The sequence below is a fragment of the Pseudomonas sp. ASL3 genome, assembly GCF_056680425.1.
In genome coordinates, this window is record NZ_CM155281.1 from 583,156 (window position 1) to 610,137 (window position 26,982).

Genomic DNA, 26,982 nt, shown 5'->3' on the forward strand with positions numbered 1-26,982 from the left:
TGATGTTTCGATAATTGAAGGTCGTTCCGACCTTATCGCAGCCTTCGGCAGCTCCACAGAGGGAGTCAGATAGTTAGTCGTTTGCCGCTGAGTGGGCCTTTCACCCATAATCTCTTTCTTTAAGCCGTATCGAATCCCGCAGGAGCCCCATGGAGCAATTTCGCAATATCGGCATCATTGGTCGCCTCGGCAGTTCGCAGGTGCTTGATACCGTTCGCCGACTGAAGGCGTTTCTGCTCGAGCGGCACATGCACGTGATCCTCGAAGACACTATCGCCGAAGTCTTGCCTGGCCATGGTCTGCAAACGTCGACGCGTAAAATGCTCGGCGAAGTCTGTGACATGGTGATCGTCGTTGGCGGTGATGGCAGCTTGCTGGGCGCCGCGCGGGCCTTGGCGCGGCACAATGTGCCAGTGCTGGGGATCAACCGGGGCAGCCTGGGTTTCCTTACCGATATCCGCCCCGACGAACTGGAAGTGAAGGTCGCCGAAGTCCTCGATGGCCACTATCTGGTGGAAAACCGTTTCCTGCTTCAGGCCGAAGTGCGGCGTCATGGCGAAGCCATCGGTCAGGGTGATGCGCTCAACGACGTGGTGCTGCATCCGGGTAAATCGACGCGGATGATCGAGTTCGAGCTGTACATCGACGGCCAATTCGTTTGCAGCCAGAAGGCCGACGGCCTGATCGTTGCCACGCCAACCGGTTCGACCGCCTACGCGCTGTCGGCGGGCGGGCCGATCATGCACCCCAAGCTCGACGCCATCGTCATCGTGCCGATGTACCCCCACACCTTGTCGGGTCGGCCGATCGTGGTCGACGGCAACAGCGAGCTGAAAATCGTCGTGTCCAAAGACATGCAGATCTACCCGCAAGTCTCGTGTGACGGGCAGAACCATTTCACCTGTGCGCCCGGTGACACCATCACCATCAGCAAGAAGCCGCAAAAACTGCGGCTGATTCATCCCCTTGATCACAACTATTACGAAGTCTGTCGCACCAAGCTTGGCTGGGGTAGCCGGCTCGGTGGTGGAGGCGACTGATGCTCGATCCCGCGCGTAGCTATGATCTGATCGGTGACGTGCATGGCTGTGCCCATACCCTTGAGCACTTGCTCGACAACCTCGGTTACCGTTTTCAGGCGGGCGTCTGGCGCCACCCTGAACGTATCGCGCTGTTTCTCGGCGACATCATCGACCGTGGCCCGCGGATTCGCGAAGCGCTGCACATCGTTCATGACATGGTCGACGCCGGCCAGGCCCACTGCATCATGGGCAATCATGAGTTCAACGCACTGGGCTGGAGCACGCCGGCATTGCCCGGCAGCAACAAACAGTTCGTGCGCGAACATACGCCGCGTCACACACGGTTGATCGATGAAACCCTGACCCAATTCGCCCAGCACCCGGACGACTGGCGCGACTTCCTCGCGTGGTTTTACGAAATGCCGCTGTTTATCGACGCCGGTCGTTTCCGCATGGTCCACGCCTGTTGGGACGCGGGTTTGATCGAGCCGCTGCGGGCGCTGCATAGCGACGGTTGTATCGACGAACACTTCGTCCAGGCCTCCGCCGTGCCCGGCAGTTTCGCCAGTAACGTCTTTGATCGCCTGCTGCGCGGCACCGACATGCGCCTGCCGCATGGCCTGACCCTGACCGGCGGCGATGGCCTGACCCGCGCGTTTTTCCGCACCAAGTTCTGGGAAGACGACCCACAAACCTACGGTGACATCGTGTTTCAGCCCGACGCCTTGCCCGAACTGGTCGCGAAGACACCGTTGTCGTCGATCGAAAAAAACGCCTTGCTGCGCTATGGCAGCGACGAACCTTTGCTGTTCGTCGGACATTATTGGCGCAGTGGCAAGCCCGCCCCAATCCGGCCGAATCTGGCCTGTCTGGATTACAGCGCCGTGCTTTACGGCAAACTGGTCGCCTATCGGCTGGATCAGGAAACCTCTATCGACCCGCGCAAATTTGTCTGGGTCGATGTAGAACGTCCAGAGGCTGTGCAATGAGTCCTGTTGCGGTATTTCGTCTGCCGTTGACCACCGATTTGAGTGGCTTCGTCAGCCTGTTGCAGCGCTTGCGCGTGCCCCATCGCGTCAGTGAAGAATCGGGCGAGCAAGTGTTGTGGGTGCCAAACATGCAGTTGGCCGAGGACATTCGCTCGCTGTATCAACGCTTCCCTGACGGCGATCCGACCTACGAGTTGCCCGGCCCCGAGCAGGGTGCAACCTTCACCCAGCCCGGGCTCGTCCAGCAATTGCGCAACAGCCCAGTCACCACGCTGGTATTGCTGCTGAGCGCGATCGTCGCTGCCGTCACCCTGTTCGGAGACAACCTCGACACCCTGAGCTGGCTGACGTTTCTCGACTTCCGCGTGCACGGCGACTACGTCACCTTCACGCCGCTGGAAGACAGCCTCGCGGCCGGGCAGTGGTGGCGCATCGTCACGCCGATGCTGGTGCATTTCGGCATTCTGCATATCGCCATGAACGGCATGTGGTTTTGGGAACTGGGACGGCGGATCGAGTTGCGGCAGGGCAGTTGGCACTTGCTTGGGTTGACGTTGCTGTTCAGTGCGGTGTCCAACTACGCCCAATACTGGTACAGCGGGCCGACCCTGTTCGGGGGGCTGTCCGGCGTACTCTACGCCCTGCTCGGTCATTGCTGGATCTACCAGATGCTGGCGCCGAACCCGATTTATAGTTTGCCTCGCGGCGTGCTGGTCATGATGCTGGTCTGGCTGCTGCTGTGTATCTCGGGCCTGATCAGCATGCTCGGCTTTGGCGCCATCGCCAACGGAGCCCATGTCGGCGGCCTGATCATCGGTTGCGTTACAGGTCTGGTAGGCGGTGCGCTGGCCCGCCGGACTCGCTAAGATTGCGTCCTTACTTTGGAGAGTGGTATGTCCTCTTTTGTTGAAATGATCGAAAACATTACCCCGGATATCTACGAAAGCCTGAAATTGGCAGTGGAAATCGGCAAGTGGTCCGATGGTCGAAAATTGTCCCAGGATCAGCGTGAGCTGTCCTTGCAGGCATTGATCGCCTGGGAAGTGCAGAACGTGCCTGAAGAGCAACGCACCGGCTACATGGGCCCGCAGGAATGCAGCTCCAAATCGGCGCCAGTGCCGAACATTCTGTTCAAATCGGACGCTATCCATTGATCGAGATTGGCCGCGGTGCAATCAGCAAAATGTCGGCGCGCCTTGACGCGCCGACGGTGCAGTACGGGTTTCGTCTGGGCGAGGCGGACATTCCGGTCAACCCCATGATCGGCAAGACAGTACGTCTGGAATACCTGGGTGCCATCCATTGCACCCACTGCGGGCGCAAGACCAAGACCAGTTTCAGCCAAGGTTATTGCTATCCGTGCATGACCAAACTGGCGCAGTGCGATGTCTGCATCATGAGCCCGGAAAAATGCCACCACGCACTTGGCACCTGCCGCGATCCTGCGTGGGGCGAGCAATTCTGCATGACCGATCATGTGGTCTATCTGGCCAACTCTTCCGGGGTCAAGGTCGGCATCACCCGCGCCACCCAGTTGCCTACCCGCTGGCTTGATCAGGGGGCCAGTCAGGCCGTACCGATCGTGCGCGTGGCAACCCGGCAGCAGTCCGGTTTCGTCGAAGACCTGTTGCGCAGTCAAGTGGCCGACCGTACCAACTGGCGTGCCCTGCTCAAGGGTGATGCGCCGTCGGTGGATTTGAAAGCTGTTCGACAGCAACTGTTCGACACCTGCGGCGAAGGCTTGCAGGGCCTGCAAGAGCGATTTGGCCTACAGGCCATTCAACTCCTGCATGACGTCGAGCCGATTGAGATCCGTTACCCGGTCGAGGCTTATCCGGCCAAGATCGTCAGCTTCAATCTGGACAAGAACCCGATAGCCGAAGGCACGCTGCTGGGGATCAAGGGCCAATACCTGATCTTCGATACCGGCGTGATCAATATTCGTAAATACACGGCCTACCAGCTCGCCGTGCATCACTAGACGTGCCCACTAGGCATGCCCCACTCGGCGTGCCCCAGTAAAAGGATTCCAGCATGCGCACAGAACAACCGAAAATGATTTATCTGAAGGATTATCAGGCGCCTGAGTACCTCATCGACGAGACGCACCTGACCTTCGAGTTGTTCGAGGACCACACCCTGGTCCATGCGCAACTGGTGATGCGTCGCAACCCTGTGCGCGGGTCCGGTCTGCCGCCGCTGGTGCTGGATGGGCAGCTGCTCGAGCTGCTGTCGCTCAAGCTCGACGATACCAACCTGACACCCAGTGAATACCAACTGACGCCTGATCACCTGACCGTGCAGCCCAAGGCTGAACGGTTCACCCTCGACAGCACGGTGCGCATCCATCCGGAAACCAACACCGCACTGGAAGGCCTGTACAAATCCAGCGGGATGTTCTGCACCCAGTGCGAAGCCGAAGGTTTTCGCAAGATCACCTATTACCTCGACCGCCCGGACGTGATGAGCCGGTTCACCACCACCCTCAGCGCCGACAAACACAGCTTCCCGGTGCTGCTGTCCAACGGCAACCCGATTGCCAGCGGCCCGGAAGAGGGCGGTCGGCACTGGGCGACCTGGGAAGATCCATTCATGAAACCGGCGTACCTGTTCGCGCTGGTGGCCGGTGATCTGTGGTGCGTGGAAGACGTGTTCACCACCATGAGTGAGCGCAACGTGACCCTGCGCATTTATGTCGAGCCGGAAAACATCGACAAATGCCAGCACGCCATGAACAGCCTGAAGAAGTCCATGCGCTGGGACGAAGAAACCTACGGTCGCGAATACGATCTGGATATCTTCATGATCGTGGCGGTCAACGATTTCAACATGGGCGCCATGGAGAACAAGGGCCTCAACATCTTCAACTCCAGCTGTGTGCTGGCCCGTGCCGAAACCGCCACCGATGCCGCGCACCAGCGGGTCGAGGCCGTGGTCGCCCACGAATATTTCCACAACTGGTCGGGCAACCGCGTGACCTGCCGCGACTGGTTCCAGCTGTCGCTCAAGGAAGGTTTCACGGTGTTCCGCGACGCCGAGTTCTCGGCGGATATGAACTCGCGCACGGTCAAGCGCATCGAAGACGTCGCCTACCTGCGCACTCATCAGTTTGCCGAAGATGCCGGTCCCATGGCCCACGCTGTGCGCCCGGACAGCTTCATCGAGATTTCCAACTTCTACACCCTGACGGTGTATGAGAAGGGCTCGGAAGTTGTGCGCATGTTGCGCACCTTGCTCGGTGCCGAGGGCTTCCGCAACGGCAGCGACCTGTACTTCGAACGCCATGACGGTCAGGCCGTGACCTGCGATGACTTCATCAAGGCCATGGAAGACGCCAACGGTGTCGAGCTGACCCAGTTCAAGCGCTGGTACAGCCAGGCTGGCACCCCTCGGTTGGCGGTCAGCGAGGCGTATGACAGCGCCGCGAAAACCTACAGCCTGACCTTCCGCCAGAGCTACCCGGCGACCCCGGACAAGCAGGAAAAACAACCCTTCGTGATCCCGGTGGAACTCGGCTTGCTGAATGCACAGGGCGGCGAAATCGCCCTGCGTCTGTCCGGCGAAGCCGCGGCCGTCGGCACCACTCGGGTGATTTCGGTGACCCAGGCCGAGCAGACCTTCACCTTCGTCGACATCGCTGAAAAACCGCTGCCTTCATTGCTGCGTGGCTTCTCGGCGCCGGTGAAACTGAGCTTCCCGTACAACCGCGACCAATTGATGTTCCTGATGCAGCACGACAGCGACGGCTTCAATCGCTGGGAAGCGGGCCAGCAACTGTCGGTGCAGGTGTTGCAGGAACTGATCGGCCAATATCAGAAGGGCGCCCAACTGGTACTCGATCAGCGTCTGGTCACGGCGTTGAGCAGCGTGCTGGCTGACGATCAGCTCGATCAGGCCATGGTCGCCGAGATGCTGTCGTTACCGGGTGAGGCCTACCTGACGGAAATCAGCGAAATCGCCGATGTGGACGCCATCCACGCCGCCCGTGAATTTGCCCGCAAGCAACTGGCCGACAGTCTGTTCGACGGCCTGTGGCAGCGCTATCAAGCCAACCGCGAGCAGTCGAAAACCACCGCTTACATGGCCGAAGCCGAACATTTCGCCCGCCGAGGCCTGCAAAATATCGCGCTGTCGTACCTGATGCTCAGCGGCAAACCGCAAGTACTGGCGGCCAGCCTTGAACAGTTCGATTCCTGCGACAACATGACCGAACGGCTGACCGCGCTGGCGGTGCTGGTCAACTCAACCTTCGCCGAAGAAAAGGCCAAGGCGTTGGCCACCTTCGCCGACAACTTCAAGGACAACCCGTTGGTCATGGACCAATGGTTCAGCGTCCAGGCAGGTAGCACCCTTCCGGGAGGGCTACAACGGGTTCAGCAGTTGATGGAACACCCGGCCTTCACCCTGAAGAACCCGAACAAGGTCCGCGCGTTGGTCGGTGCCTTCGCCGGTCAGAACCTGATCAACTTCCATGCCGCTGATGGTTCGGGTTATCGCTTCCTGGCGGATCTGGTGATTCAACTGAACGCCTTCAACCCGCAGATTGCCTCTCGCCAATTGGCCCCGCTGACCCGCTGGCGCAAATACGACAGCGCCCGTCAGGCGCTGATGAAAACCGAGCTGGAACGCATCCGTGCCTCGGGCAATCTGTCGAGCGACGTGTATGAGGTGGTGAGTAAAAGTCTGGCTTGATTCATCCGCAACAAATCGAGGGCGCTACCCGCAGGTGATGGGGCAGCGCCTTTTTTATGTCTGGAAAATGGGGCTCCAATGCTCAGCGGGATTGCGGTGATCTCTTCGCAGGCAAGCCTGCTCCCAGTGTGCCCGGCATGGGCCAAAACCAGCCATCTGAAAGCGATGGCCAGAGTAAGTGACGACAACTGTAGTGAAACGCAAGGTGGACGCCGTGAGGCCAAGCTGAAAGAAGCGCGTAGCAAAGGCACGACCGTAGGAACACGAACAGGCAGCGAGGCTGGATGCGGGCGATTAGTGTGCTGGGAACCACGAAATCCGACTGTCACCGAAAGACGCATTCAGTAGAGCCTGACGGCACGGGCCGATGGTTTTGGCACCTTACCCGGGGAGATCTCGCACACGTCAGTGAGCGAGAAGTCAGCAGAGGCCGTAGTAGCGAAGATGAGCGGTAATGCGCTTGGAGCAAAGGGCCGAAGGATAAACAACACCCGTAATGGACTTCTTACATTGAGCCAGAGCTCTTTGAAACCGAACCCGGAAAAGTGCAGTGACACCGACGGGTTGGCCGGACATGAATGCCCGGGTGGATCCCGGAGAACTAATGAAAGGAAAGAGCGAGTGATGTGTCAGACGGAACAGGAAACTGGAGACGTGTTGAGCGAAATCAGCGTGGAGCAGGTTGTCGAGGCTGACAACATGCGCCGTGCGTTCAAGAAAGTCCGGGCCAACAAAGGTGCGCCCGGGGTTGACGGTATTAGCACTGAAGACCTCGAAGCGCACTTGGTCAAGCATTGGCCGGGCATCAAGGAAAAGCTTCTGGCCGGGAGCTACCAGCCCGGTCCGATCAGGGGTAAAACGATCGGCAAACCCCAAGGCGGAGAACGGCTGCTGGGGATTCCCAACACGCAGGATCGAGTGATCCAGCAAGCGGTAAGCCAGCAACTGACGAAGCTTTGGGACGGTGGTTTCAGTGAGCACAGCTACGGGTTCAGGCCCGGGCGCAGCAACCTTGACGCGATCAGGGCGGCGAAAGACTTCGTGCTCAGCGGCAAGACCTGGGTTGTCGATGTGGACATTGAAGCGTTCTTTGACGAGGTCAATCACGACCGACTCATGACGCGCATCACCCGCGACATCCGGGACAAGCGGCTGAACAAGTATCTGGCGTCGAACCTGCGCGCGGACATGGTCCTGAACGGCCAGCGGCACAAACGCACGGCGGGCGTACCGCAAGGTGGTCCGCTGAGTCCGCTGCTGGCCAATCTGTATCTGGACCCGCTGGACAAGGAGCTGGAAACTCGAGGGCTGAGCTTCTGTCGCTATGCAGACGACCTGATGATCTTTGTCGAAAGCGAGCGCAGCGCAGAGCGAATACTGGAAAGCATCGTGGCGTGGATCGAGAAACACCTGAAGCTGAAGGTCAATGCCAGCAAGAGCGGCACGGGTCGTCCTTGGGAACGCGATTTTCTGGGTTATCTGATCGACGAGGAAGGCAACAATCACCTGTCGGGCAGGACGGTCAAGCGATACCGCAAACGCGTTCGTGAATGTTGGTCAGCCAGACAGGGACTCACCTCCCGGGAACTGGTTGAGCAATGGAGAGGTTATCTTCTTGGCTGGTTTGGTTATTTCCGGCTGGCCACGGAGCGAAACTTCACGCAGCTCTCACAATGGACGCGGCGCCACATGCGCAAGTGCTTTTGGCAGCGGTGGCATAACCGCAAGGGTCGTATGGCCCAACTGCTGAAGATGGGCATCTCGAAACGAGGGCTTGCGCGAGTGAGTTTTCACGACGGAGCTTGGAAAGCGGCGGCACATCCGGCCATGCACCAAGCCTTGAACAACAAACGCTTGAAGCAATATGGCCTGATCACCGCGCAGGATCTCGCCTCAGTGCAATACTGAGCAGTCCAACCGCCGGATGCGGAAAACCGCACGTCCGGTGGTGTGGGAGGGGTAACGGGCTAGTCCCGTTACCTCGACCCGATCAGTAGGTCGAGCAGTCTGTGGGAGCAGGCTTGCCTGCGAAGAGGCCCCATCAGGCAAACGAATACCCTGTTATCACCCCCCGTTCTGCTTAACAAAAGATAACGTCATGTCGATTGTCAGACGTTTCTAAAGCTAGCTAGGATAGGTCTGCTTCCAAAAGGGTGTTTCTAGAGCGCTTGCGGCCACTTGGCACACCTTTGCGGACGACCAAATAACAATAACGGGGGAAAGGTCTATGAGTGAGCCTATCAATCGGCGCACCCAGTCCGGTGGGGACGTGGTGACATACCGTCCGCTGGCATTACGTAAAGGCAAGTCCCTGACGACAGCGCTCTCAGTGTCCCTCATCCAGCTCAGTATGCTCTCGGTATTTGCTTTCGCCACACCCTCGCAGGCTGCGCAAAGTACCGCTGGCGACAGCGTTTTCTCCATTGAATCGCCCAAGTCCTCTCGGGGCCTGTTGCTCGGCGTGACTCATGCCGGTGCGCGTCTGGTCGTCGTCGGCGACCGGGGCCACATTCTGTATTCCGATGATCAGGGCAAGACCTGGACTCAGGCCAAAGTGCCGAGCCGGCAGTTGCTGACCGCCGTCTATTTTGTCGATGACAAGCATGGCTGGGCGGTCGGGCACGATGCACAGATTCTTGCCAGCGCCGATGGCGGCGTGACCTGGATCAAGCAATTCGAAGACCTCAAGCGTGAAGCGCCGCTCCTGGACGTCTGGTTCAAGGACGCCAGCACCGGGTTTGCCGTAGGCGCCTACGGTGCGCTGCTGACGACCACCGACGGCGGTGAGCACTGGGCTGATGTCAGCGACCGCATCGACAACCAGGACCAGTACCACTACAACGGCATCGCTCAGGTGAAGGATGCCGGTCTGTTTATCGTCGGCGAGCAGGGCAGCATGTTCCGCTCCGCCGATGACGGACAAACCTGGGAGCATGTGCAAAGCCCGTATCAGGGGTCTCTGTTCGGCGCCATCGGTACCGCCCAATCCGGCACGCTGCTCGCCTACGGCTTGCGCGGTAACCTGTTTCGCTCCACTGACTTCGGCACCACCTGGAACGCCATCGAGCTCAAGGGCGCACGCGGCCCGCTGGAGTTCGGCCTGTCGGGCGCCGCCTTGTTGCCAAATGGTTCGCTGGTGCTGGTAGGCAATGGCGGCAGCGTCATGGGCAGCAACGACGATGGTCTTACGTTCACTGTGTCCAACCGTCCTGACCGTATTTCCCTGTCCGGGGTGACCGCCGACGATAAGGGCGATCTGATTCTGGTAGGACAAGGCGGCGTTCACGTTACCTCGCCAACTGGCGCTGAGCTGGTCCAACAATAAGACCTATTAAGGCGAGGAAGTTTTCGCATGACCAATCATCAACCTCTTCATCATCATCAAGACAAGGCCACGCTCCTTGAACGGTTGATCTTCAACAATCGCCCGGCAGTGATTTTCATCTGCCTGCTGGTCAGTGTTTTTCTGTTCTATCAGGCGACCCTGGTAAGGCCCTCCACCAGTTTCGAAAAAATGATTCCGCTTGAGCATCCCTTCATCCAGAAGATGCTCGAACACCGCAACGATCTGGCCAACCTGGGCAACACCGTGCGGATCTCCGTGGAAGCGGTGGATGGCGATATTTTCTCCAAGGACTACATGGAGACCCTGCGTCAGATCAACGACGAGGTGTTCTACATCTCCGGTGTCGATCGCTCCGGGATGAAGTCGTTGTGGAGCCCGAGTGTGCGCTGGACCGAAGTGACCGAAGAAGGTTTTGCCGGTGGTGAAGTCATCCCGCAGAGCTACAACGGTTCAGAAGACAGCCTCGATCAACTGCGCAACAACGTACTCAAGTCCGGTCAGGTCGGTCGGCTGGTGTCCAACGATTTCAAGTCGAGCATCGTTGAGATACCGCTGCTGGAGTCCTACCCGGACCCGAATGATCAGGGCAAGTTGCTCGCCCTCGATTACCGGCAGTTTTCCCACCAGCTCGAAGAGAAAATTCGCGACAAGTTCCAGGCGCAGAACCCCAATGTGAAGGTGCACATCGTCGGTTTCGCCAAGAAAGTCGGCGACTTGATCGATGGCCTGATCATGGTGGTGATGTTTTTCGGCGTCGCCTTCCTGATTACCCTGGTGTTGCTGTTCTGGTTCACCCGGTGCATCCGCAGCACCATTGCCGTACTCAGCACCACGTTGATCGCAGTGGTCTGGCAACTGGGGCTGATGCACGTGGTCGGCTTCGGGTTGGACCCGTATTCGATGCTGGTACCGTTCCTGATTTTCGCTATCGGTATTTCCCACGGCGTACAGAAGATCAACGGTATCGCCCTGCAATCCAGCGGCGCCGATAACGCCTTGACCGCCGCTCGACGGACTTTCCGCCAGCTGTTTTTGCCGGGGATGATCGCGATCCTCGCCGACGCAGTGGGTTTCATCACCCTGTTGATCATCGACATCGGCGTGATCCGCGAGCTGGCCATCGGGGCTTCGATTGGTGTGGCGGTCATCGTCTTTACCAACCTGATTCTGTTGCCGGTGGCGATCTCCTATGTCGGCATCAGTAAAAGAGCCGTTTCGCGCAGTAAAAAGGATGCGGTGCGTGAGCATCCGTTCTGGCGCCTGCTGTCGAATTTCGCCAGCGCGAAAATCGCTCCGGTGTCCATTGTCCTGGCGTTGTTGGCCTTTGGCGGCGGGCTCTGGTACAGCCAGAACCTGAAAATCGGCGACCTCGATCAGGGTGCACCGGAACTGCGTCCGGATTCGCGCTACAACAAGGACAACAGCTTCATCATCAACAACTACTCCACCAGCTCCGATGTGCTGGTGGTGATGGTCAAGACCCCGCCTGAAGGCTGCTCCGCCTACCCGACGATGTCCGCCATCAATGAACTGGCCTGGAAGATGGAAAACACCCCGGGCGTGCAGTCGGCGATCTCCCTGGTGACGGTGTCCAGGCAGATGATCAAGGGCATGAACGAGGGCAACCTGAAATGGGAATCCCTGTCGCGCAACAAGGATGTGCTGAACAACTCCATCTCCCGCGCCGATGGTCTGTACAACAACGATTGCTCGTTGGCGCCGCTGCTGGTGTTCCTCAACGACCACAAGGCCGAAACCCTCGACCGTGCGGTGCATGCCGTGAAGGAGTTCGCCAAGGACAACGACAAGGATGGTCTGCAATTCCTCCTCGCCGCGGGTAACGCCGGGATCGAAGCGGCCACCAACGAAGTGATCAAGGAGTCGGAGCTGACGATCCTGATCCTGGTTTATATCTGCGTGGCGACCATGTGCATGATCACTTTCCGTTCGTGGGCGGCGACACTCTGCATTGTTCTGCCGCTGGTACTGACCTCGGTACTGGGTAACGCCCTGATGGCGTTCATGGGCATCGGCGTGAAAGTCGCGACCTTGCCGGTGGTGGCGCTGGGTGTGGGGATCGGTGTCGATTACGGCATCTATATCTACAGCCGTCTGGAAAGCTTCCTGCGTGCCGGTCTGCCGCTGCAAGAGGCGTATTACGAGACCCTGAAATCCACCGGCAAAGCGGTGTTGTTCACTGGTCTGTGCCTGGCCATCGGCGTCTGCACCTGGATCTTCTCGGCGATCAAGTTCCAGGCCGACATGGGCCTGATGCTGACCTTCATGCTGCTTTGGAACATGTTCGGCGCCCTGTGGCTACTGCCGGCACTGGCGCGGTTCCTGATCAAACCGGAGAAAATGGCGGGCCAGGTAGGGCATTCGTTGTTCTCCCACTGAGTCCACCCGCAATAAAAAAACCGCAGCTCAAGGGCTGCGGTTTTTTTTCGGAAATTCTTGGCGGGCAACAGACTTGTAGGAGCTGCCGAAGGCTGCGATCGACCGCGGAGCGGGCGCTGCGGTTGAACACATGAAGGTCGTTCCGACCTTATCGCAGCCTTCGGCAGCTCCTACAGGGAATTTGCGTCAGCTCACAACCCCAAATCCCGCCCCAACACCACGCTCAGTGCGTTCCTCGCGTCATCCAGCTGCACCAGCGTCGCATGCCGGGCGCCGAGGGCGTCGCGGTTTTCGATGGCGGTGAGGATCGCTTTGTGACGCGGCATTGCCAGCTCATGCAGATTTGGCCGTTGGTTGGAGTGCTTCAACGCTTCACGCAGCGCCAGCGACAGCATGTTGCACAGGTGTGCGAGCAGGTCGTTATGGGTGGCGTCGGCAATTCGGCTGTGGAAATCCAGGTCGGGCTGCAACAGCGCTTCGGGCGTCGGCGCGGCTTCCATCCGTTGATAGGCCTCGCCGATCGAAGCGATGTCCTGATCGGTCGCGTGCTGGGCGGCGAGGGCCGCTGCGGCGGGCTCGATGATGCTGCGCACGCTGGTCAGCAGGTTGAAGAATTCGTTTTGCGGCGTACTTTGCATGACCCAATGCAGCACATCCGGGTCAAGCAAATGCCATTCGCGACGCGGTTTGACCACCGTGCCGACGCGCGGCCGGGAATACACCAGGCCTTTGGCGACCAACACCCGGGTCGCTTCACGCAGCACTGGCCGGCTGACCGCATACTCTTCGCACAGGGTCGCTTCGGCGGGCAATTTATCGTCGGGCTTGAAGCGGCCGGATACGATCTGCATACCGATGTCCTGAACGATACGGGCATGCATGCTTTTGCGGTCGGAAGGCTTACGGTAATCCATGAGGGTGCGGGTCGATCCTGAGCGTTAGTGCGGCGGATCATAACATTGGCAAGGCATAAACACTGCGGTGCTCCAATCGCGGGCAAGCCCGCTCCTACACAGGCTGTGTGAAAACCCCAACAGAAAACTGAACTGCGCGTTCGTACGTCAATTCAGAAATAGATCGGCTGCTGGACAGACCTGGATTTCACGTAGGAACGCGATTTTCAGGTCGGTTTTTAATCAGTTAATCGGTCGCGGAGGTTTTCACACAGCCTGTACAGGTACGCAATCATCTGTGGGAGCAGGCTTGCCTGCGAACAGGTCACCTCAATCAATGCGAATGACGCGGCACCTCGGCACCCCGGCAGCCGACCAGGAAGTCGAAGTCGCAGCCCTGATCGGCTTGCATCACATGATCGATGTACAGCTGACGATAACCACCCAACAGCAATTTCTCAGGGGCCTGCCAGTCGGCCAGACGCGCCGCCAGTTCGGCATCGGGGATGTCCAGGTGCAGACGGCCATTGGCGCAGTCGAGTTCGATCCAGTCACCTTCCTGTACCACCGCCAACGGTCCGCCCGCAGCGGCTTCCGGCGCGATGTGCAACACCACGGTGCCGTAAGCAGTGCCGCTCATGCGTGCATCGGAGATGCGCACCATGTCAGTCACGCCCTGGGCCAGCAGTTTCGCCGGCAAGCCCATGTTGCCGACTTCGGCCATGCCCGGATAACCCTTTGGTCCGCAGTTTTTCATCACCATGACGCAGCTGGCGTCGATGTCCAGTTCCGGGTCGTTGATCCGTGCCTTGTAGTGGTCGAAGTTCTCGAACACCACGGCGCGGCCACGGTGCTGCATCAATTCGGCGCTGGCCGCCGACGGTTTGAGCACGGCACCCAAAGGGGCGAGGTTGCCGCGCAATACGCAGATGCCGCCGTCAGCACGAATGGGGTTGGAGAGGGTGCGGATCACTTCGTCCTCCCCGTAGATCGGCGCGGCTTTGGTGTTTTCCCACAGACTTTTGCCGTTGACGGTCAGGGCATTCGGGTTGGGCAACAGATTGCCTTCGCCGAGGCGCCGCAGTACCGCAGGCAGGCCGCCAGCGTAGTAGAACTCTTCCATCAGGAAGCGCCCCGAGGGTTGCAGGTCGACGATGGTTGGTATGCCGCGACCCATGCGGGTCCAGTCGTCCAGGTCCAGCTCGACACCGATGCGCCCGGCAATCGCCTTCAAATGAATGACCGCATTGGTCGAGCCACCGATGGCGGCGTTGACGCGAATGGCGTTTTCGAAGGCTTCCTTGGTGAGGATCTTCGACAGGCGCAAATCTTCACGGACCATGTCCACTGCGCGCATACCGGACATATGCGCCAGTACGTAACGCCGCGCATCGACCGCCGGGATTGCCGCGTTGTGCGGCAACGACGTGCCGAGGGCTTCGGCCATGCAGGCCATGGTCGAGGCTGTGCCCATGGTGTTGCAGGTACCTGCTGAACGCGACATACCGCCTTCGGCCGCGAGGAAGTCATCGAGGCTGATCTGCCCGGCTTTCACCTGTTCGCTGAGTTGCCAGACCGCCGTACCGGAGCCGATGTCCTTGCCTTTGTGTTTGCCGTTGAGCATCGGGCCGCCAGTCACGACGATGGCGGGCACGTCGCAGCTGGCGGCGCCCATCAGCAACGCCGGGGTGGTTTTATCGCAGCCGGTCAGCAACACCACGCCATCGATCGGGTTGCCGCGAATCGCTTCTTCGACATCCATGCTTGTCAGGTTGCGGGTGAACATGGCGGTAGGGCGCAGGTTGGATTCACCGTTGGAGAACACCGGGAACTCCACCGGGAAGCCGCCCGCTTCGATCACGCCTCGTTTGACGTGCTCGGCGATCTGCCGGAAATGCGCGTTGCACGGGGTCAGTTCCGACCAGGTGTTGCAGATGCCAATGATCGGCTTGCCCTGGAATTGATGGTCGGCGATGCCTTGGTTCTTCATCCAGCTGCGGTACATGAAGCCGTTCTTGTCGGCCGTACCGAACCATTGGGCAGAACGCAGGACAGGTTTTTTATCAGACATGATCGGCACTCTTATTGTAAGACTTAATAGCATTTATGACGATTAAAGTAAGCCTAAATACGTGAGTTTGGAAGAGTTGTGGCTTAAATAGTAATACTATATAGTCGATTTCCAATGAGGGACGACCCTGCCGAACGTGCTGACTCAATCCAGGCACTCAAGCGCAGAGGCGATCCCCAGAGGTTCCATAACAAAAATAATTGGAGACCGCTTTCATGAGCCAGGAACTCAGGCTTATACGTCGCATCACCCTGAAACTGATCCCCTTCCTGATCCTGCTGTACCTGATCGCTTACGTGGATCGCTCCGCCGTTGGTTTCGCCAAGCTGCACATGGGCGCGGACCTTGGCATCGGTGACGCGGCCTACGGGCTGGGTGCCGGTCTGTTTTTTATCGGTTACTTCCTGTTGGAGATCCCCAGCAACCTGATGCTTGAGCGCTTCGGCGCCCGCCGCTGGTTCGCCCGCATCATGATCACCTGGGGCGCAATCACCATCGGCATGGCCTTCGTTCAAGGGCCGCACAGCTTTTACCTGATGCGCTTGCTGCTCGGCGCGGCTGAAGCCGGCTTCTTCCCTGGGGTCCTGTATTACATCACTCAATGGTTCCCGGTTCGCCATCGCGGCAAAATCCTCGGGTTGTTCATCCTCTCGCAACCCATCGCCATGATGGTCACCGGGCCGGTTTCCGGTGGCCTGCTGGGCATGGATGGGGTACTCGGTCTGCATGGCTGGCAATGGCTGTTCATCGTCATCGGCACCCCGGCGATTCTGCTCACCTGGCCAGTACTGCGCTGGTTGCCGGACGGTCCGAAGCGCGTGAAATGGATGGACCAGACCGAGAAGGACTGGCTGGCCGGCGAGTTGAAAAAGGATCTGGAAGAATATGGCCAGACCCGTCACGGCAATCCGCTGCACGCCCTCAAAGACAAGCGCGTGCTGTTGTTGTCGCTGTTCTACCTGCCCGTGACGCTGAGCATCTATGGGCTGGGCCTGTGGCTACCGACCTTGATCAAACAGTTTGGCGGCAGCGACCTGACCACCGGTTTCGTCTCGGCGGTGCCTTATATCTTCGGGATCATCGGTTTGTTGATCGTGCCGCGCAGTTCCGACCGTTTGAACGACCGCTACGGCCATCTGGCGGTGCTGTATGTGCTCGGCGCCATTGGCCTGTTCTTCAGCGCCTGGCTGACGATGCCGGTGCTGCAATTGGCGGCGCTGTGCCTGGTGGCGTTCTCGCTGTTTTCCTGCACGGCGGTGTTCTGGACCCTGCCGGGACGTTTTTTTGCCGGAGCCAGCGCGGCGGCCGGGATCGCGTTGATCAACTCGGTCGGCAACCTCGGCGGCTATATCGGCCCCTTCGTGATCGGCGCGCTGAAGGAATACACCGGCAATCTGGCTTCGGGCCTGTACTTCCTGTCCGCGGTGATGCTGTTCGGCCTGGTGCTGACCGGCGTCGTCTACCGCCTGCTGGAGCGCAAACACGCCCTGGCCCCCACTCAATTCGCCGCCAGCGCCCGCAATCAAAGGGCTCAGCCGGCCAGTCGTCCTTGAATCCTGCAAAGAAGGGAGCATGAACATGCGTTTAGTACAGTTCGAATTGAGCAACGGCCAGCGCCGCGTCGGCGTGGTCGACAGTGATCGGGTGCACGAAGTACGGGACGCAGGCAGCGTCCGCGAGCTGGCGCTGGCTGCCATCGAGGCGGGTGTCAGTCTGGTGCAACAGGTCGACAGCCAAGGGCTGGGGACCAACCACGATTACGCGCAATTGCTGCAGAATCTGCGCATTCTGCCGCCGCTGGACCATCCCGATCCGGCCCACGTGTTGGTCAGTGGCACCGGGCTGACGCATCTGGGCAGCGCGGCTACTCGCGACAAAATGCACCAGCATGCGGTTGACGATACGTCGCTGACCGACAGCATGCGCATCTTCCAATGGGGTCTGGAAGGTGGCAAGCCAGCAACCGGCCAGGACGGAGTGCAGCCGGAATGGTTCTATAAAGGAGACGGCAGCATCGTCGTCCGTCCGGGGTGCGCGTTCCCGCTGCCGCCGTTCGCCGAAGATGCCGGGGAAGAGCCGGAACTCAGCGGTTTGTATGTGATTGGTCATGACCACAAGCCTCACCGTCTGGGCTTCGCCATCGGCAATGAATTCTCCGACCATGTGATGGAGCGCAAAAATTACCTGTACCTCGCTCACTCCAAACTGCGCGCCTGTTCGTTCGGCCCTGAGTTGCGGGTCGGTGAACTGCCGAAGAATCTCTCTGGCATCAGTCGGATCCGCCGTAACGGTGCGGTGCTCTGGGAAAAACAGTTCCTCAGTGGCGAGGCCAACATGTGCCACAGCTTTGAGAATCTCGAATATCACCACTTCAAATACAGCCAGTTCCTGCGTCCGGGCGATGTGCACATTCATTTCTTCGGCACCGCGACATTGTCGTTCGCCGACGGTGTGCGTACTCAGCCGGGTGACCAGTTCGAAATCAGCCAGGCTGACTTCGGCGCGCCGTTGGTGAATGGGATTGCATTGGCGGAGTCGGTGTTTGAGCCGGGTGAGGTGGGGCAGCTTTAAGCTCAACAAATTCGCTCCTACCGAGGACTGCGGTCTTCCTGTGGGAGCGAATTCATTCGCGAAGGGGCCAGAACAGTCAACATCATCAGCGCCTGATACACCGCCTTCGCGAATGAATTCGCTCCCACATTGTTTCTGCGATGAACCTCGATCCGCCATTTCGCCTATCATTCGCCCCTTTACCTCAGGCGATTGATCCTATGACCACCCCAACCCTTCTCGCAGCCCTGCAAACCTCCACCATGCTGGAAATCGACGGGCTGCATGCCTGGGAATTTTCCCTGGGTGACGAACAGCTTGTGATCCAGGCCGTTGACGGTCGCGATAAAAAAATCTGGAAATTTACCCTGGCCCAAGTCGACGCCGCGACCTTTGACCCGCAACTGCAAAGCTGGGTGCTCTCCGACGGCAGCGCCGATCACCGACTCGTGTGCCTCGACGCGTTCACTCCGAGCGACGAAGACGACAGTGAGGATGCCCCCGTGCAGGACTGATCTACACAGGCTGTGTGAAAACTACTGCGCTCGGCAATACTGCGTTAAAAACAGGCTCGGAATGCTCATTTACAACCCGTAGACTCCGCTTCCTCGCCTGTTTTTGCCTTGTCTTGCCTTCGCTCGCTACGTTTTCAAACAGCCTGTACCGCAGTCAGTCGAGTTTCCTACGGCGGCTATACTGCGTTTCACACAGGCTCAACGGATCTGAGCCCCACACGATAGGGAGATCCACCATGAGCACTGAAGGTGCAGGAAAAAATCGCCCACGCCTGTTAGCGACTCTGGTCGGGCTGGTGTTGTTGGCGTTGGGCCTGGTCATGCTGGCCGGAGGCGTCAAGCTGGTGCAGTTGGGCGGTTCGCTCTACTACGCGCTGGCGGGTGCCGGTTTTGCGCTGAGCGGAGTGTTGCTGATTCTGGCGCGGCGCTCTGCGATAGGGCTGTACGCTTTTCTGCTGTTCATCAGCACGGTATGGGCATTTTGGGAAGTCGGGCTGGACTGGTGGCAACTGGTTCCGCGTTTGTCCCTGTGGTTTGTCCTCGGCCTCGTGTTGTTGCTGCCTGCAGTGCGCCGCCCGTTGAAGCCGCACGACCAACCGCTTTCCACCGCCAGCCTGAGCCTGGCGGTGCTGGTTGCGGGTGCCGCTGCGGTGGGCAGCCAATACACGCATTCCGACGACATTCAGGGCAGCCTGACCCGCACCGATGCCGGTGTACCGCGCGACGCACCGCATCAGCCAGAAGGCGACTGGCAGTCATACGGGCGCAGTGCGTTCGGTGATCGTTATTCACCTCTGGCGCAAATTACCCCGGACAACGCTTATCTGTTGGCACCTGCCTGGACCTTTCGCACGGGCGATTTGCCGGGCCCCCACGATCCGCAGGACACCGCGGCAGAGAACACACCGCTCAAGGCCAACGGCATGCTTTACCTGTGCACACCGCACAGTCAGGTGATCGCTCTGGACCCGGATTCGGGTAAAGAGATCTGGCGCTTCGACCCCAAAATCAGCACGCAGAACGCCAGCAACTTCAAAGGTTGGGCGCACATGACCTGTCGCGGTGTGGCCTACCATGACGCCGGGGCTTATGGCCCTGAAAAGGCCTTAAAGGGCGTAGTGAATACCTGCTCGAAGCGTATTTTCGTGCCGACCGCCGATGCCCGTCTGATCGCCTTGAATGCCGATAATGGCAAGCTGTGCGAAGAGTTCGGTGATCATGGCTCGGTCGACCTGACCAGCAATATCGGAGATTTCACCGCCGGAAGTTATTATTCGACATCGCCACCTGGGGTTACGCGTAATCTGGTGATCATTGGCGGGGACGTCGCCGACAACGAATCCATCGACCAGCCGTCAGGGGTGGTTCGCGCTTTCGACGTACGCAGCGGCAAGCTGGTGTGGAACTGGGACAGCGGTAACCCGGACAACACGCAACCGATCCTGGCCGGCCTGACCTACACCCGTAGCTCGCCCAACATGTGGTCGGTCATGAGCGTCGACGAGACGCTGGGTATGCTCTTTCTGCCCATGGGCAACCAGACGCCGAATCAGTGGGGCGCCGCCCGCAAGGAGCCCGAGGTGTACAGCGCCGGGGTTACCGCGCTGGACATCGCTACCGGCAAAGTGCGCTGGACGTTCCAGTTCACGCACCATGATCTGTGGGGCATGGATGTCGGCGGGCAACCGACGCTGATGAACCTCAAGACTGCGAGCGGCATCAAGCCCGCACTGGTGGCAGCGACCAAGCAAGGCAGTATCTATGTGCTCGACCGTCGCACGGGCACGCCCATCGTGCCGATCAAGGAAAACTCGGTGCCGCAGGGTGCCGTGGAGGGTGACTTCACCTTACCGACTCAACCGATGTCAGCGCTGAACATGATGCCGCCGCGCCTCAAGGAATCGGACATGTGGGGAGTGACACCGATCGATCAGATGCTGTGTCGCATCACCTTTCGCTCACTGCGCTATGACGGGATCTACACGCCGCCTTCGACCATGGGCACGATTGTTTACCCAGGTAATGCAGGGGTCTTCAGCTGGGGCGGGATCTCCGTCGATCCCATTCGGCAGGTTGCTTTTCTCACACCCAACTACATGGCCTTTGTCTCGACCCTGGTGCCGAACACCGCAGTGAACGATGGTCCGGCACGCACAAGCGAGACCCGAGACCTGCAGCTAAACAAGGGCGCGCCGTATGGCGTGATCCTTAGGCCACTGCTTTCTCACCTGGGGTTGCCGTGTCAGGCGCCGGCCTGGGGTTATGTTGCGGCAGTCGATCTGACCACTAATAAAGTGATCTGGAAACACAGGAATGGCAGGGTCCGAGACAGTCCGCGGTTGCCCTTTCCCTTGCCTATTCCGTTGTCCATGGGGGTGCCGAGCATGGGGGGCGCGGTCAGCACTGCCGGTGGTGTGTCGTTCTTCGCGGGTACGCTGGACCAATACCTGCGCGCCTACGACATCAGCAATGGCAAACAGCTGTGGGAAGGCCGCCTGCCAGCGGGTGGTCAGGCCACCCCTATGACGTACACCGGCAGCGACGGTCGCCAATACGTACTGATCGTGGCAGGCGGCGATGGCGCCCTGGGTACCCGGCAGGGCGACTATGTGATGGCCTTCTCTTTGCCTAAAACGCAATAAAACTACTTCACCCAGTGCGCTGTCATAGACCGGAGGGTTATAGCCCCACTGACCGCGCATGGCGCCCAACAAGCCCGATAATCAGAGAGATGCCCATGAATCGTAAAATTTTGCCTTGGCTGGTAATGGCCAGTGGGATCAGCGCTTTCCCCGTTCTGGCGCAAAGTGTCACTGACTACGATCTGCTGGTGGGTTCTTACACTCAGGGCAAAAGCGAAGGCATCTACCGCTACCGGTTCGATAGCCACAGCGGCAGGATCGACCTGCAACCGCGGCAGGTGATCAAAAGCGAAAACCCTTCATGGCTGACGCTCTCCAAGGACCAGCGCTACTTGTTTGCGGTCAATGAAAACGGGCCAGGGCAGAGCGACACGGTGGGCAAGGTCAGCAGTTTCGCCATCAATGGCAAAAACCATGAAGTGACACCGATCAACCAGGTTGTCAGTCGCGGTGACGAACCCACCCATTCCAGCCTGAGCGCGGATGGGCATTTCCTGTTCGTGGCCAACTACGCCGTGCATCCTGATCCGGGTGGCGTGCTGGCGATAGTGCCGGTGGACAAGTCCGGCAAGCTGTCCGAGGTGGTGCAAACCAGTACCCATCCAGCCAGCCACGTTGATCCTGAGCGGCAAGCGTCGTCCCATGTGCATTCGGCGGTGCCGTCGCCCGATGGCAAGTACCTGATCGCCAGTGACCTGGGTGCCGACAAACTGTTTGTCTTCCATTACGACGGCAAAAACAAACAACCTCTGCAGCCGGCTAAAACCCCCTTCGTTGAATTACCCGCCGGCAGCGGACCACGTCACCTGTTGTTCAGCAACAACGGCAAACATGCTTACCTGACCCTGGAAATGGCGGCGAAAGTGGCGGTGTTCGATTACCACGACGGGGTGTTCAAACAGACCCAGCTGCTGGACCTGACCAAAAAAGGTGTGACGCAGAAAAACGGAGCGGGAGGCCTGCACAGCTCGGCGGACGGTAAATTCCTCTACGTCGCCAACCGTGGCGAGGCCAATCAGTTGCTGGTGTTTGCCATCGATCCGGCCAGCGGCCAGCTCAGGGAGATCCAGCGCCGCTCGGTCGAAGGCACCGAACCGCGCGAATTCAGCATCGATCCCACCGGCCATTTCCTGTTGATCGCCAATCAGAAAAGCAACCAGATCGTCATCGTTCGCCGTGATACCAAGACCGGAATTTTGGGCGAAACGGTGCAGCAAATGGATTTTGATTCACCCTCTGACCTCAAATTCCTGACCCGATAACCCCTTGCGGAACAGGCTGCAGTCCCCGTATTCAAAGGGCTGGAGCCTGTTATTAATTGAATTGATAAGGGCTAGTGGTACAAAGCATTTCTGAGATCGGACCCCCGGGCGTAAGTTTGAGTCACGGCCTTAAACGGCAGCTACCCAAACAGAACATTCGAGGCTTACCGACATGAACTTCAATCTCTTCTCCGTTATCGCAGCGTCCGCCATCTCTGCCACCGTCGCCCTGCCTGCCAGCGCCAGTGTCGAAGTCACCGAAAAAAAATCAAACATCACCCAGAGCTACACCACAAAGTATCTGCAACAAAGCGCCAACTTCTACGCTGCACTGGATCATAAGACTCAGCAATGAACCTGGCTGCCAAATGAATCCATTCCCCGTTAACGATCATACCGATAACGGGGAATGGATTCGTTTTAGGGATTTTGTTTTCTGTTCGCTTTAGTCTTTATTTCTGAAAGTCAGCCTTCGCCAATAAATTCGCTCCCACATGATTCTGGCTGGTCGCAGCTTAAGCGCCCGGTGCAGAGCTCTGTGGGAGCGAATTTATTCGCGAAGGCGTCAGTGCATCCAGCGCACTTCCTCGTATGTCAAAGCCAATCTCTATCACCCTCATTGACTCCCTCAATAATTAACGAAGTCGATGTCCACTATGGAATATGTCGTCTTTGAGATAGTCCGTGTTTGGTTGATTCTGTGCGTCTGGAAACACACCACGGAGTTACTCACATGAACACTGCGATTATCCATTCCATCAAACATGGCGCTTACACTGCCATTGCTCTGTACATTGCTTTCATCGCCGTGGTCACTGTTGCCAGCATGAATGCGTCGTCGATCAATGCCATTAATGCGTCCAAGCCACCGGTTGTCGTGATTGAAGGTGCTGCGGTGAGTGCCCCAGAGGCGGCATCATGAAAGGAACGCAATTATGGATCGTTGCTTTCTTCGCGGTGATCACTAATGGTTTTTCATTGATCGGTTTAGGTCAGGCTTCTTCCGGTGGCCTGGCGCGTAGTATCGAAGCCAAACATGAAATCGCCCACAACATCGAAATGGCCCGTACGCAAATGCTGATGGCCAGCAATCCGCCGAACAAGAGTCGGTTGTTTACATCGGGGTTGTTTGAGGTGGTGTGCTGAGTAGCGCAATGCGATCCTCTGTAGGAGCTGACTTGTCTGCGAAGGCCATACGATGAAATATACCTGACACACCGCGGTGAATGGTCTTCGCAGACGAGTCTGCCCCTACAGAGGTCTTCTTTCCCCTGTAGATCTGCGTCAGGGGTTTCGATCAGTTGGGCTTCGCCATTACAGCAGTATCCATTTCAAAACCTTATTACCTACAGAACCGTCTGCCAGAAATAACCCTATTTTTCTGGGAAATTTCCCACGCGCTTAAGAGACGCCCGCTAGCCACCCTTCCGGTCCGAAGTTCTAGTCTGTGCCCCATTCACTCAAATGAGGCACATCCCATGAAAAACCCAAATGATTCGACCGAAACTAATGGCTTCTACACCAACGAAGTCTCCCCTGAACATCTCCGCACTCTGGACAACTCACCCTTCACAGAGCAGCAGCTTGCTGATTTCAACGAAGAAGCCTTGGCGCGTTTCAATAAACAACGGGCCTACATTAAAGCTCATCCCCCTGTCGCTATTTATCGAATAGCGACCGAGGGCAGTCAAACCCGTAACGGCGGGGTGATCCAACAAGCGACATCGCCACTGACGTTCAAATTGGATAACGGTCAGGAAGTACGCGGAGCGCAGAAGGGCGACTTCGTTGTATATACAGATGGCAGTAAGGCGCAGATCGTAACGGGCGCAGGGCAAGCAAATAGCAATATTGCGCTGGTGGGTAGTTATCTCAGCAATGGCGACGAGATCATCAATACGCTGCAAGACGGCATGTTAATGGTCATGCGTAAGGGCGTAACACTGGAAAAAGACTTTCTACCGGCTGTTGCGGGCTGAGCGACGAGGTCTGGCGTTGCTTCATCGCCTCTCAATATAGCGCCACTGAAGTTGTCACAAACTGACTACCACGACCGATTCGAGGACATCCTCGATGAGGTCGAATAGATTACAAAGGGTATTGCATGAATATCGGATATTTCATCGGCAAAGGCGATAAAACCACCTGCGGTGGCGAAGTTCTGGATGGTGACAATCGCGTCGTTATGTATGGTCTTTTACATTCTCGTGAGGGGGATCGAGTGTCCTGTGGGAAGGACGGGAAAACTTATCAGATCCGCGGTGGCATTTCGCATATGGACAGCCATGGCAAGCTTATGGCCGGCACCCTGGACAGCTTTAGCGGTTGTCCTTGTAGGGCCGAACTGATCCCCTCGATATTCACGGCTACTTATAGCAATGAAGCCAGCCCAGCGCCGCAAACTGCCAGAGCATGGCCCCCAAGCGCTGCTCCTGCTTTCGCGTCCGCCGCACCTAAACCAGCGACTCCAACTCAGGGGTCTCCCCTGGAAGAGGAGGAAGAAGAAGAGGAACTGGAGCAAAACACCATCGTGCTACGCCTGGGTTTGTTCTTCGACGGCACCGGCAACAACCAGGGCAACAGCGCGACCGGCGAAGGCTGCCGGGCCCGCGACCTGGGCCTGGATGCGGAGGCGGCCGCCGCTATCCGGCAACGCTGTACCGCCTACGGCTACGACGCCTCCGGTGCGATTCCCGACAACAGCTACGGCAATGACACCAGCAATGTCGCGCGCCTGCACGACCTCTATCCGGATCACTCTGATAAGCAATTGCCTGCTGGGGATGAGAAAGCGTATATCCCGGTGTATCTCGAAGGCATCGGCACCAGCAGCGGGCAGGACGATTCTATTTACAGCCAGGGCACCGGCCAGGGCGACACTGGCGTGGTGGCACGGGTCGAACAGGTCCCGGCGCTGGTAGTGAGACAGTTACGACTTCTACAGGATAACAATCCTGGCCTCATCATCCGTCACATCGAGATCGACCTGTTTGGCTTTAGCCGCGGCGCGGCGGCGGCCCGGCATTGCGCCAATGACCTGCTCAAGGGCCCGGACAGCCTGCTGGCTCGCGCCCTGCCGGCGGGCTCGCCATTGCTTAGCGCTGATTTCGCCTGGCGTACCGGTAGCGACATCGTCCTGAATTTTATCGGCCTGTTCGACACCGTGCCCGCCATCGTCGCTCCGCTGAGCAACGATTTCAGTCCGCACAACCCCATCAGTCCAGGGGTGAACCTGCGTTTGGCCCCAGGCAGCGCTCGTCAGGTGGTGCAGTTGGTGGCCGAGCACGAGCATCGTCACAACTTCTCGCTGACCCGCACCGATAACGATCTGCTCGTGCCTGGTAGCCATTCCGATATTGGCGGCGGTTATCTGCCTCTGGCCACGGAAAAGCTGCTGTTGAGCAAACCCGACAGCAGCCTGAGCCCGTTGCGCGAGCCCAACGAGCGCAGTGAGGCCTATCGCCGTACCCGGCAGCGCTTTGAGCACAGCCTCGACGACTGGCAGCCCTATATCCCGCTCGAGGGTCTGAGCATTGTCACCTGGGACGTGGAAACACAGCACCGGGTCCGCGATACCCAGCCGGAGAAGCGTGTTTATGCAGCCATCGCGGGTCAGCGTCAGGTGCGCGGCGAACTCTCGTTGGTCTACCTGCGGATTATGCGTGAGCTGGGCGTACGCGCTGGGGTAGCGTTCGATTCGATTCCAGATACACCAGCCTTTGCCCTGCCCGCCGAACTGCAGACCATCGCCGCCAATTTACAGGCTTATGCCTTGCGTGAGCCTTTCGACCGCCTGAACGCCGCCGACCTCTCGCTGCTGCGCCGTCGTTACATCCACCTTTCGGCCCATTGGAATGCCGGCAAGGGGTGGAACAACAGCGACCTGGACGTGGTGTTCATCAACCGTCCGGCCGAGGGCAAGCAGCGTGCGAAGTATCACCCATGAATAAACTTAAAGCCGTGCTGCTGTGCTGCACCCTGGGCTGGCTGAGCGGCTGTGCCACTGGTGCAGGTCGGTTGCCCTACGATTCATGGCGACTGGGCCTGTTTGCCCCCAACTACATGGAGGTATGGATCGAAACCGCCGATGCGGTGGACATCCATGACCGAGACTTCCGTCGCGCCATGAGTGGCGTGGCAGGGAACTCGCCGAAGAACCTCAAGGGCGATCCGCGTGGCTGGCCCAAGCCCCCGGGGCCGGGGGCAGGCAAAGGCAAACAAGTCCTCGGCGCCGACCTGCCACGGCTGCTGTATGTGCGCTGGCAATCGCTGGTGGAGCCGCAGACCTATGAGGCCTTTATCGTCATTCCCGAAGCTATCCAGCAGGCCATGCTCAAGGGTGAGAAGACCTATTGCAAAGCTGATGCTAAATGGATCACTGGCTATCGCGATGGGTTGACCGTCGGCCTGGCCCCAGGAGGGATTGCCAGGGTCTGGCTTGGGGGCGCGTGCCTGAAACCGATCGACGTGGCACGGGTGCAGGGCGAGGTGGTGAAAGTGGGACCCTCTGGGGGGCAAAATGATGGCCGGTACGCTTTGCCACTGAAGCCGGCCGCCAAGGCCTATATCGAGAAGTACGGGATTCCCTATGGTTCGTGGTAGG

General features: G+C 58.6%; 22 protein-coding genes. 20 read left to right on the plus strand and 2 right to left on the minus strand.

Annotation, left to right across the window (positions count from 1 at the left end; all coding sequences use genetic code 11):
* Positions 1–149 precede the first annotated feature (149 nt).
* The 9 genes from AC1MEE_RS02720 to AC1MEE_RS02760 all read left to right on the plus strand — a co-directional run bounded on the left by AC1MEE_RS02720 (position 150) and on the right by AC1MEE_RS02760 (position 12,446).
* On the plus strand, positions 150–1,040 hold the full coding sequence (locus AC1MEE_RS02720) for an NAD(+) kinase (protein ID WP_480413687.1): 891 nt from the start codon (positions 150–152) through the stop codon (positions 1,038–1,040).
* A complete protein-coding gene (locus AC1MEE_RS02725; RefSeq protein WP_480413688.1) occupies positions 1,040–2,011 on the plus strand; it encodes a metallophosphoesterase in 972 nt (323 codons plus the stop codon). Before AC1MEE_RS02720 ends, AC1MEE_RS02725 begins: the two co-directional genes overlap by 1 nt.
* Positions 2,008–2,877 carry a rhomboid family intramembrane serine protease gene (locus AC1MEE_RS02730; RefSeq protein ID WP_480413689.1) on the plus strand — a complete coding sequence of 290 codons (870 nt, stop codon included), beginning with the start codon at positions 2,008–2,010 and terminating at the stop codon, positions 2,875–2,877. Before AC1MEE_RS02725 ends, AC1MEE_RS02730 begins: the two co-directional genes overlap by 4 nt.
* Positions 2,878–2,904: 27 nt before the next feature.
* Positions 2,905–3,165: a YeaC family protein gene (locus tag AC1MEE_RS02735; RefSeq protein WP_480413690.1), complete on the plus strand. Its 261-nt coding sequence runs from the start codon at positions 2,905–2,907 to the stop codon at positions 3,163–3,165.
* Positions 3,162–3,992 carry a DUF2797 domain-containing protein gene (locus tag AC1MEE_RS02740; protein WP_480416135.1) on the plus strand — a complete coding sequence of 277 codons (831 nt, stop codon included), beginning with the start codon at positions 3,162–3,164 and terminating at the stop codon, positions 3,990–3,992. The genes AC1MEE_RS02735 and AC1MEE_RS02740 overlap by 4 nt, the downstream gene beginning before the upstream one ends.
* Positions 3,993–4,045: 53 nt before the next feature.
* A complete protein-coding gene (gene pepN / locus AC1MEE_RS02745) occupies positions 4,046–6,703 on the plus strand; it encodes an aminopeptidase N (protein ID WP_480413691.1) in 2,658 nt (885 codons plus the stop codon).
* Positions 6,704–7,327: 624 nt separating this feature from the next.
* The gene (gene ltrA, locus AC1MEE_RS02750; protein WP_480412364.1) at positions 7,328–8,611 is read left to right on the plus strand and encodes a group II intron reverse transcriptase/maturase; all 1,284 of its coding nucleotides are present in this window, start codon (positions 7,328–7,330) and stop codon (positions 8,609–8,611) included.
* Between the two features lie 319 nt (positions 8,612–8,930).
* Complete coding sequence (locus AC1MEE_RS02755; RefSeq protein WP_480413693.1) at positions 8,931–10,028, plus strand: WD40/YVTN/BNR-like repeat-containing protein; 1,098 nt, start codon at positions 8,931–8,933, stop codon at positions 10,026–10,028.
* Between the two features lie 27 nt (positions 10,029–10,055).
* A complete protein-coding gene (locus tag AC1MEE_RS02760) occupies positions 10,056–12,446 on the plus strand; it encodes an efflux RND transporter permease subunit (protein WP_480413694.1) in 2,391 nt (796 codons plus the stop codon).
* Positions 12,447–12,637: 191 nt separating this feature from the next.
* Here AC1MEE_RS02760 and AC1MEE_RS02765 read toward each other — a convergent pair whose 3' ends face one another.
* Together AC1MEE_RS02765 and AC1MEE_RS02770 are read right to left on the minus strand one after the other, a co-directional pair.
* Complete coding sequence (locus AC1MEE_RS02765) at positions 12,638–13,360, minus strand: FadR/GntR family transcriptional regulator (protein WP_480413695.1); 723 nt, start codon at positions 13,358–13,360, stop codon at positions 12,638–12,640.
* 313 nt (positions 13,361–13,673) lie between these two features.
* Positions 13,674–15,410 carry an IlvD/Edd family dehydratase gene (locus tag AC1MEE_RS02770; RefSeq protein WP_480413696.1) on the minus strand — a complete coding sequence of 579 codons (1,737 nt, stop codon included), beginning with the start codon at positions 15,408–15,410 and terminating at the stop codon, positions 13,674–13,676.
* A gap of 215 nt (positions 15,411–15,625) precedes the next feature.
* Between AC1MEE_RS02770 and AC1MEE_RS02775 the strand changes: the two genes are divergently transcribed.
* The 11 genes from AC1MEE_RS02775 (at position 15,626) to AC1MEE_RS02825 (ending at position 26,981) form a co-directional block, all read left to right on the plus strand.
* A complete protein-coding gene (locus AC1MEE_RS02775; RefSeq protein WP_480413698.1) occupies positions 15,626–16,963 on the plus strand; it encodes an MFS transporter in 1,338 nt (445 codons plus the stop codon).
* A 25-nt stretch (positions 16,964–16,988) separates the two neighbouring features.
* Positions 16,989–17,981, plus strand: a complete 993-nt coding sequence (gene araD1, locus AC1MEE_RS02780; protein ID WP_480416136.1) for an AraD1 family protein — start codon at positions 16,989–16,991, stop codon at positions 17,979–17,981.
* A 200-nt stretch (positions 17,982–18,181) separates the two neighbouring features.
* Positions 18,182–18,475, plus strand: a complete 294-nt coding sequence (locus AC1MEE_RS02785) for a DUF5629 family protein (RefSeq protein ID WP_480413699.1) — start codon at positions 18,182–18,184, stop codon at positions 18,473–18,475.
* Between the two features lie 236 nt (positions 18,476–18,711).
* Complete coding sequence (locus AC1MEE_RS02790) at positions 18,712–21,117, plus strand: glucose/quinate/shikimate family membrane-bound PQQ-dependent dehydrogenase (RefSeq protein WP_480413700.1); 2,406 nt, start codon at positions 18,712–18,714, stop codon at positions 21,115–21,117.
* A 95-nt stretch (positions 21,118–21,212) separates the two neighbouring features.
* The gene (locus tag AC1MEE_RS02795; protein ID WP_480413701.1) at positions 21,213–22,379 is read left to right on the plus strand and encodes a lactonase family protein; all 1,167 of its coding nucleotides are present in this window, start codon (positions 21,213–21,215) and stop codon (positions 22,377–22,379) included.
* 172 nt (positions 22,380–22,551) lie between these two features.
* Positions 22,552–22,734, plus strand: coding sequence for a hypothetical protein (locus tag AC1MEE_RS02800; RefSeq protein WP_480413702.1), 183 nt, complete (start codon positions 22,552–22,554; stop codon positions 22,732–22,734).
* A 378-nt stretch (positions 22,735–23,112) separates the two neighbouring features.
* Entirely contained in the window at positions 23,113–23,301 is a 189-nt protein-coding gene (locus tag AC1MEE_RS02805; RefSeq protein WP_480413703.1) for a hypothetical protein, read from the plus strand.
* A complete protein-coding gene (locus AC1MEE_RS02810; protein WP_480413704.1) occupies positions 23,298–23,525 on the plus strand; it encodes a hypothetical protein in 228 nt (75 codons plus the stop codon). Before AC1MEE_RS02805 ends, AC1MEE_RS02810 begins: the two co-directional genes overlap by 4 nt.
* Positions 23,526–23,857: 332 nt before the next feature.
* Positions 23,858–24,358 carry a hypothetical protein gene (locus tag AC1MEE_RS02815; RefSeq protein ID WP_480413705.1) on the plus strand — a complete coding sequence of 167 codons (501 nt, stop codon included), beginning with the start codon at positions 23,858–23,860 and terminating at the stop codon, positions 24,356–24,358.
* 125 nt (positions 24,359–24,483) lie between these two features.
* Positions 24,484–26,325, plus strand: coding sequence for a PAAR domain-containing protein (locus AC1MEE_RS02820; RefSeq protein WP_480413706.1), 1,842 nt, complete (start codon positions 24,484–24,486; stop codon positions 26,323–26,325).
* Positions 26,322–26,981, plus strand: coding sequence for a DUF2931 family protein (locus tag AC1MEE_RS02825; RefSeq protein WP_480413707.1), 660 nt, complete (start codon positions 26,322–26,324; stop codon positions 26,979–26,981). The genes AC1MEE_RS02820 and AC1MEE_RS02825 overlap by 4 nt, the downstream gene beginning before the upstream one ends.
* Position 26,982: the final 1 nt, after the last annotated feature.